Annotated in this window: 7 protein-coding genes; all 7 read right to left on the bottom strand. The window is 33.9% G+C overall.

The window, feature by feature from the left end:
* Positions 1-160: 160 nt before the first annotated feature.
* Entirely contained in the window at positions 161-2,407 is a 2,247-nt protein-coding gene (locus tag KGI06_04820) for a hypothetical protein (GenBank protein MDE1871530.1), read from the bottom strand.
* 482 nt (positions 2,408-2,889) lie between these two features.
* Positions 2,890-3,579: a hypothetical protein gene (locus tag KGI06_04815; protein ID MDE1871529.1), complete on the bottom strand. Its 690-nt coding sequence runs from the start codon at positions 3,577-3,579 to the stop codon at positions 2,890-2,892.
* 6 nt (positions 3,580-3,585) lie between these two features.
* Positions 3,586-4,224 (bottom strand): hypothetical protein, encoded by a 639-nt coding sequence (locus KGI06_04810; GenBank protein ID MDE1871528.1) that lies wholly within the window; start codon positions 4,222-4,224, stop codon positions 3,586-3,588.
* Positions 4,225-4,234: 10 nt separating this feature from the next.
* Positions 4,235-5,617, bottom strand: a complete 1,383-nt coding sequence (locus KGI06_04805; GenBank protein ID MDE1871527.1) for a DUF87 domain-containing protein — start codon at positions 5,615-5,617, stop codon at positions 4,235-4,237.
* Positions 5,617-6,351 (bottom strand): hypothetical protein, encoded by a 735-nt coding sequence (locus tag KGI06_04800; protein MDE1871526.1) that lies wholly within the window; start codon positions 6,349-6,351, stop codon positions 5,617-5,619. Before KGI06_04800 ends, KGI06_04805 begins: the two co-directional genes overlap by 1 nt.
* A gap of 7 nt (positions 6,352-6,358) precedes the next feature.
* Complete coding sequence (locus KGI06_04795) at positions 6,359-7,408, bottom strand: hypothetical protein (GenBank protein MDE1871525.1); 1,050 nt, start codon at positions 7,406-7,408, stop codon at positions 6,359-6,361.
* A gap of 12 nt (positions 7,409-7,420) precedes the next feature.
* A complete protein-coding gene (locus tag KGI06_04790) occupies positions 7,421-7,807 on the bottom strand; it encodes a hypothetical protein (protein ID MDE1871524.1) in 387 nt (128 codons plus the stop codon).
* Positions 7,808-7,971 lie beyond the last annotated feature (164 nt).

The following is a 7,971-nucleotide window of genomic DNA, read 5'->3' as shown; positions in this document are numbered from 1 at the left end:
ACACTTCTGGACTGCAGGGTACAGCAACGGAAGTGTTGGTCCAAGAGACGAGAAAACATTGCAGAATTACATACGAAAACAAGATATATCTATGCAAACAACACTTACCTGAATGATACCACGACCTTTAGGTCGTGGAGAAGGTCATTAATATAATGTATTAAGCATAAATACATATATGCTGTGCCCCGCAAACACGCAGGTCTTTTAGGATCCTACCCTTTTTATCAAGTATTTGTATTGTATAATCTTTGCCTTTTAAAAGACAAATTTCGTATCCAGACATCTTATCTATTAAGGCCCTCCATATCTCCTCACCAAGAAATCTAAGTATTATGGTGCATTCCTTAAGCTCTTTTGAATCAGGTAATCTCTTAAGCTCAATAGTGCATTTTATTTCTTCTACAGTGTTGATATTCAGTTTTTCCATATATTTGGATATAAGATTGCTTGGATTGATGCAGTTTTCTTGAACATATGTTTCAGTTTTTATGAAAATAGTGTCTTGCTGTCTTTTCTCATGTCCTGATTTGGAAGTGCTGCTGAATGCGCCTATCCTTGAGCTTAACGTTTTCAGCTTAAGTACCACTTCATCGTTGTCTACATAGGCGAATATCAGATCTTTAGCAGCTATCGGTGCAATATCCGATGCTTGTTTGAGGTACAGTTTGATCTGGCACAGCCTTCTGATACCCGCCTCTATATCATTTACATTGTGGGTAAGCAGGATGAGTCCTATACCCTGCTTTCTAAAATCCTGTATCCGCTGCTTTATATCCTGTACAGCAGGAGAATACGGATCTCCAAATATGGTTTGGGCCTCCTCAAGGCATATAACAAGCCTTAGCTCATTATCTCCTTCCATGTCAAGGCCATCGGTAAGTGCGTAAATCTGATTCAATATTAGCGCATATAATTGTGTTCTTGTGCCAGAACTTGCGCCAGAAACGTCAAAAATTGCGCCGCTTCCGATGAAATCCTCAATTCTTATGCCTTCCTTTACACAATATTGTTTTTTGCTTAATATACCACGCAGATTTTCAAGTCCTGATCTTATATTTTCGCCGTGTTTAGTATATTTTATTCCGCTGGGAATCCTTTTGCCATGATATCTAGTAACCGATTCTTCTATTTCATCATATACTTTTATCGGGTCTGGTTCGGTGTCATTGTAATTCTTATTTGTAATGTAAACTCTTCTGAATGCACTAAGCATGCATTTTTCCATGGGCTTTTGGTAAGGTCCTGAATTTGCTGCAGCAGATAGTATCATTGCAAGATTGCCGTAAAACTTTTCAGATCCTACTGTTTTTGGGTGTCTGAAAAAATTTATTGGAGTGTCATCATCGCACAATTTTATGAAGTGCATTTTATGGCATAGTGCAAAATTTTTCCATTCGCTTGTGGGTGTTATAACAAATACTGTTGGCTTTGTGGCCTTACTGGAAATAATTGAATCCAAAACTGACATAGCTTCCACCGTCTTTCCAGAGCCCGGCAGCCCTGTTATAATAAAGCCTAAATTAATCGTCGATGGCTCTATGTTTATATCAAAATCTGTTTCAGACACACCATCCTTGACAAATTTGCCTATACGAATCCCGTTTCCGCTTTTAGGAGCTGAAGTAGTTAGCGTATGATTCACATCATAATAACCATGGAAATTCATAAACTCCTTGGCGTAATCGGTACCAAAAGAAAGGGAAGGCTTATTAGAAAGCTGATGTATAACAGCCTCAATAGTATCTTTATTAAAATTGTACTCTTCCAGTATAAGAAAATTAGTCTTTATATAACGACTCAAATCTACTATGTCACCGGATGCAATAAGGAATATCTTATATACAAGGTTATTTCCCAATATTGATTTGTTCAGTGATTCAAGTGTGTCATTCAGCATCATTTTTTCTTCTGAGTCATAGTAAAGTTCCTTTTGCAACGTTGAGTTTGACTTATTGCGCACCATAAATGATGATTCGGTTTCCCTAACTGTTTTTGAACTAAGGACATCTTCTATGTGCTTTTTAATGTAGTTGATCTCTTCAACTCTTATAGGTACGAAAAGAATACCTAACACACTAATTGTTGGCAGTAAGTTAAATACATCGTTAAACAATTTATCTTCATATCTGTCCACCTTCCTATATATCGAAAATGCCTTGATATCTAAATTGCCGTCTAGCTTATGAAATTCAAGTTCTGTCATGTGCATCCCAGGAATGAATTTTTCCATTTTTAGCCCTATGTCCTCGAAATCCTTTTGCATGAATCCCAACATGGATGTTGAATTTGCCAAATCGTATAACAGAACAAAATTCTGTTTTCCTATGCATTCGAATATCTTATTGCTGTCTATTTTCTTGCTTGGTAGTTCCGAAATTCTATAAAATTTCATACCATGGCTCATAAAATCACGTAAATGATAATGATAGAAAAAAATATGCCTACTATCAAAAGTAGTTTTTTCTCGATTGGTATATGTATCCTAAACTTGAATACAAAAGATGTTACAAACGATAAAAAAAACACGAATGAAAATATTATCACGTGAAGATAATTTGGAACATTCTGCAATATACCAAGATAATGAAGCTGTAATGCGGATGCCGCAATCGAAATTGATGTAAGCAGCCCCATCACGACAGATAAAAATAAAATATCAAATGCACTTTGCTCCTTGTACATCATTTTTATCTCGTCAAACAGGCACTCACCAAATATATGCCAAAAGTGCAAAAATTATCAAGGTAATTGAGCCGCGAATCATATCCATTGCGATTTTGTTGCTTGCTCTTCTATTGGATTTATCAAAAAGCCATAAAAGCATCCCTGTGTCAAGTAGCAATACTCCAATTGCCAGGCCGAATCTGGCTATGTAATTGACTATGGTTAGCAATTTATTACCCTAACGAGGTCGTTCAGCATCATGAAAAAAATTAATCCGTTGCCATATCCAAATAAATTAAATCTTGAAGCAAAAGCCCTGCGATGTGTATAGCTAAAAGTAAAAACTGTCTTTATCATATTACTTTTAGAAATAACTTTCAAACTTAAATCATTTTCTGCACTTATCTCATTTTTATATAAGAATTTGTCTAATTTGTCCTTGATTGAGAAAGATCCATGATTTATAAATTCATCATATGCTATTCTTGCTGAAAATTTTTTACAAAAGTTGTCCTCTTTTCTTATTATAACATTGTTCTTGCACATCATTTCATCTAAATTGCATTCTATTAGATTTTGGAGATAGTCATTCATGTTATCCAAAACAGCAGATTTAGATGATGCATAAACATTCAAATGCTTAAATGAAAGCTCATTAATACGCAGCGGTAAATTTTTTACTATGAAAACACGGTCGTTTTCCTTTAATCTTGCGTTGATGGTACTATATAATTCATCCACACTTATGTATTCCTTATCAATAAAATATTCGCCACTATTTATACAAAGTCCATTGTATGATGTGCTTAAGTCAGAACCATATCTTATAATGAAATATACGGCCATTCCTATAGGTATCATTATTAGGCCATAATATCCAGCATAGTTAGTACTTTGTATGGGTGTATACATATACTATCAGCCTTCACGGATCATCGTTTCGACACTTTTTGCAAGCCGACTGTCAACCCCGAATTGCATCAATGTAGAATAGTCGTATGTCTTCTTTCCATTTTTTATTTCGCATGTTTTGGACATTACCGAAGCGCTAAATTCCTTATAAATAGACACTTCTGATGAAATGCGTTTAATTTCCTTCGACATTTCAATAAGCTTTAAACCGAGTGAAAAATTTGATTTATCTAATATATTTATCCTTTCTTTTAAGCCTTCTATTACTTGTCCCTGATCATGTGAAGAATTCTGCCAATTTTGTTCCAACGCTTCTATTATATAATCATATATGGTACTAATATCAACAGTATACTGACCTTTAAGTAAAGCCATTAATGAGACAAATTTGAGAAAGTTTGTCTTGTATTTCAACGAACTCTGCATTTTTGCTGAGAACCTTAAACTCATATGACTGTCTGATAATTCTAGTAAGCTTCTTTCACCGTCAGCCATGGATATTTCATATTTTAACATAGGTCCATCAACCATTTTTTTGGCATTCGGAACCAATGTAAGAATGTCTTTTACGTAACTCATGTTTGTCCTTAATGCTGCAGCTGCATGAAAAGATGTACTCAAGAAAATGCTTTCATTTTCTACCATAATAAAACCACTACGTTTTAGAAATACGGACTGCGCTGTTATATGCCATAACTATATGCTCGTCCTTTAGTCCAAGAAGTCTAAGGTAATAAACTATTTCTAATCTCGGAATGCCTGCATTCACCATGAATGCCACTAGATGTACATCATCCAGTTCCCTATTGTTTTCCGAAATGAATCCGATGAGCCTTTCTTTTATTTCATTGCTTGCATTCAATTTACTTGTGGATTCCATAAGTAATCTATGAGATATTCTTCTCCTCATTTTACCACTTTTTATGTTGTAAAAACTAGTGCTGATTCCATCTGTGGATTCTATAAAAAATTTACATATTTGATTATTATCATTTTTGAATGCTATCGAAAACATGCAACCTCCAGTTTGTAATTGCATTATAATTTTTTTATCCTCCTCCCTTATAATCCCAGAATTTAGAAGAAGACTATAGTCTGCCTCATTCTGTAATCTGAATATAACTATGGATGCGGCATTAGAAATCACTTCGTTGTCGATATCCTGCACAAGTTGTGTTGCAGTAATAATGCAGAACCCATACTTTCTACCCTCTCTATAAAGTACTCCAACGTCATTTGAATTCTTTATGAGTCTCCATGCTTCATCAAGAATTATCAATTTTTCTTTTTTTGCTTCTATTTTCGTGTTGTGCATCAGTTCTATTATGATCATAAATATAGATCTCGATATATCATTTCTTTGCACGTTGTCTTTGAGCATCGAAAAATCAATATTTATGATACCATCCAGTATTTCATCAACGGCAAAATCAGTTCCTTCTGCAAACATGGGATTCTCTTTCAGCTGTAAAAGCTTATTTGCAAGTTTTTCAGAATCTGGATTCGTATCATTTTTGAATCCTGTAATCAATTCAGACAGGTTTTTGATTACACTATTAGGATAGCACATAGATAAGATCTTATTATATATTATGTAACTTTCTTCTTCGTTCAAATTTAGCGAAAGCACTATACAATCGGATACAATTTTTATATTTTTTATGCTCTTTAGATCGTACAATTTGAATACGTTTACTTTAAAATCAGTTCCTAAAATTAAATTTTTCCCACCTAGAAATTCTATCACACTATTATATTCTCCATTCCAATCTATTATCAATACATATGAGTTCCTCTGCAAAGCGCTTCTTATTACGAAACTTTTAAGGAAATAGCTTTTTCCTGCTCCCGACATGCCTAAAATTGCCATGTTTCTATTTATCAAGTTATCAAGATCTAAAAAGAACGGGATTTTGTATATTTTGCTTTTACCTACGTATATTCCTCTATCACTATCAGTAAAATAGGGCTCTGACATTCGCCCTAAATAAATGCTTTTGCTTGCCTCTTTCGAATTTGAATTCTCATTTATATTCATCAAATCGCCATAGAATCGAATTTTAAAAGCTCAAGCAATTCGTTGCCACTCATTATATTCGATGATGTTCCAAGTAACGCCCCAAACTCACTAACTAATTCACGCAATTGAGATTTTGCCTGTTCTTGTGCACTGGATTTATTAGCAGCCATTGCACTTGTCATTATATATTGTGAAATCTTCAATGGAGTGCCTCCAGAACTTATGCTGTCCAATTCATGATTTATTTGATCTATTCTACGTTTTAACACGTTTATTTTTAAGGAATTATTTTTAGTTACATGATCATTGAGTTTATCTAACTCTATTTCTAACATGCTCCTTTTTGTTTGAAGTCTATCAAGCAACTTGTTGACATCTATGTGTTCAATTTGCATAATGAACCTGAATGTAAAATGTGAATTTTCCAAAATATTTTCTATTTTATCTCTTGTTATTGGTTCTTTAGAATTGTTTTTGAGGATTGCAACTGCAGTGGCTATGAAATTACCTTTTACTCTTCTCACTGTGGTTGTCCTATCTCCACTAAGTTCATTCCCGTCTATTAATTGTACTATTCCCGTCCTTTTAATTATTGATGCTTCAATTATGTAATACATTTTGTAAAATACGATTGATAATCCGGTAATTGTTAAGCTTACAATTATCAAAATCCATTTTAATGTGAATAAACTTGCTATAGTTAGTAATATTAGAACACTGGCAATCACATAAAACCTTATATCATGCTCCAAGATATCACTAAAATATGTAAAGTTTCCCAAAACTTATCTCAGAACCTAAAATATTTGCAAGTTCTCTTATTGATATCACAGTTAATATGAGGCTAAAAACGGGTAGGAAAAATACCTCTATTATTATAAGTGCTACCATGCTTGTAAGTTGATTAAGAAAACCATCAAATCCTTTTACGAGATTATTTATTGCATTTGTAAAGTAACTAACAAATCCAAATGTGTCATTTTTGTTGCTTTCGCTTATTTGAGTCGTCATACTTATTATATTGTTATTTGAATTTGTTTCAGAAGCTATGAAAGTACTTACCGATCCACTACTTAAACTAGTAATGTAACTATTTGCAAGGCTTGCATCCAAGACGTATGTCAATGGAAATACTGCATATAATCCAATTGCAATAGCCATTACTGCACCACCAAGTTTCCTAGTTACATAGACTGTCCTTAACAGTATGCCTACTGGAAGAAGAACAGGTATTGCAATTATTGATATAAATTTTAGCAGAATTCCTTGCACCTCTATGCTTATTATTGCCGCTGTAAGTATCTCTATTATATAATTCAGTGCAGTTAAAATCGGATTTAATGCACTATAAAAGCCGATACTTATTACACCCAAACTAAGTTTTATAGAACCCAAAAGGCTCAAGCTAGTGTATAACACGGAAACTGGAGCTAGTAGGCCAACTGATGTGTCTATAAGTGTAGGGTAGTTTGCACCATTTATGCCTACTGGCTGTAAGCCTACTAGATAATTGTAAGCAAAACATATCGCATAATTGGAGCTCATGGCTTGCTCGCATGTAGCTGTAATAGCAGCTCCTCCAGTTATATTGTTTATTAATAAAGTAAAAAATCCACCACTACCAAATGCAATTATTAATATTCCCACTATGGCTCCATTTATAACCGATTGATAAATTTCAGATTTCCCGAATTCTTTGAGTTTCCTATCATCAATTGCATAACCCAAACCCAAAATCATGCCTGCTATAGAAAGCATTATTGATATCAAAGCTATTGCAATTGTATATACTCCAAAACCAAGGGCCAAAAAATTCACCATTTATATTAAAGAATTCCCAGAAGTAAAGTTACCGATAAGATGCGTGGATGCAATAGCAAGAGACGTCGATGCTACACTCAATACCCCAACAACTATTGCACCAATAATCATGTTAACTGCAGCAGTGTGAAAATTAGCTTTTTTGTCTGGAGGCAACATTTGCCCTATTGCATAGAATATGCCTGCCAACACAAACAGTACAGCGCTTAATGCAGGACCTACTTGTGTAAGTACTAATTGAATATTATTTATTTCAGTTACTAACGGTACACTTCCTGCCTCAACAAATCTCGATGCTAACACTATAATTACCAAACTGGGTATTGTCAAATATTTTGTTATCTTCCTAACAAATTCGGGATAATTACGGCATATTTTAGGGCTCATACACTCATCCAAGTTCTTTTACTTTAGTATATATATTTTACCACAAATAAATATTTAAACATTTTGATAAAATGGGCTTTGTCGGATTAATTATTATTTTGTAGGAAAAATAGGTTTTTATGTTTTAGCAGAGCTATCTGGTCTATGGATAAGAATAAAATATC

Source organism: Candidatus Micrarchaeota archaeon (assembly GCA_028866575.1).
Lineage (GTDB): Archaea > Micrarchaeota > Micrarchaeia > Micrarchaeales > Micrarchaeaceae > UBA12276.
Note: the sequence above shows the minus strand (reverse complement) of the source record. Positions and strands in the feature narration are given on the sequence as shown.